Origin of the sequence: Mesorhizobium sp. M1406 (assembly GCF_040317555.1) — a bacterium.
Taxonomy (GTDB): Bacteria; Pseudomonadota; Alphaproteobacteria; order Rhizobiales; family Rhizobiaceae; genus Mesorhizobium.
The window spans coordinates 1-990 of record NZ_JAMYKW010000169.1; the positions used below are offsets into that span (position 1 = coordinate 1).

General features: G+C 64.2%; 1 protein-coding gene. It reads left to right on the top strand.

The genetic code is table 11. The features are described from left to right. On the top strand, nt 1–990 hold a 990-nt coding region (locus tag NKH03_RS34770), incomplete at both ends, for an IS630 family transposase (protein WP_352973352.1).

Consider the following 990-nt stretch of genomic DNA (forward strand, 5'->3'; position numbering starts at 1 on the left):
GGCGACGAGACCATTGCGACGACGGTAGTGGTCGGTGGCTCCACGGTCTACCGCACCAAGCGCCGCTTCGTGGAAATGGGCTTGGAGGCGGCACTCAGCGAAGAGCCGCGCCCCGGGGCGGAGCGCAAGCTGAGCGGCAAGGAGGAAGCCTTGCTGGTGGCCACCGCCTGCTCCAGCCCGCCGCCCGGGCGGGCCCGCTGGACCCTTGAGCTGCTGGCCGATGCGTTCGTCAAGCTGACCGAGCACGAACAGCTGTCGCGCGAGACGGTGCGTCGGCGCCTGGCCGAGAACGATCTCAAGCCCTGGCGCAAGGACATGTGGTGCATTCCCAAGATCGATGCAGAATATGTCGCGCGCATGGAGGACGTGCTCGACCTCTATGCCGAAGCAGCAGATCCGAAGCGGCCCGTGGTATGCTTCGACGAAAGCCCGACCCAACTCATCGGCGAAGTGCGTCAGCCGATCCAGGCCGCGCCGGGAAGGCTGGAGCGCTACGACTGCGAGTACAAACGCAACGGCACCGCCAACCTGTTCGTCTTCCTCGATGCGCATCGTTCCTGGCGCAAGGTCAAGGTCACCGAGCGGCGCGCAGCACAAGACTTTGCCCACTGCATGCGCGACCTCGTCGATATCCATTACCCGCAAGCCGAACGCGTCAGGGTGGTGCTCGACAATCTGTCGACCCACACGCCCGCCGCGCTCTATCAGGCCTTGCCGGCATCAGAGGCGCGACGCATCCTGCGACGGCTGGAGTTCCATTACACGCCCAAACACGCGAGCTGGCTCAACATGGTCGAGATCGAGATCGGCGTTCTGCGCGGCCAGTGCCTCGATCGCCGGATCGACAGCTACGATCGCCTTGTCGCACAGACCGCTGCCTGGGAGCACCTGCGAAACACCAGCCGCGCCCGCATCAACTGGATGTTCTCAACCGAACAAGCGCGCCTTAAATTGGCCAAGGCCTATCCAAAGCCAACGGCCAAAGAGTCA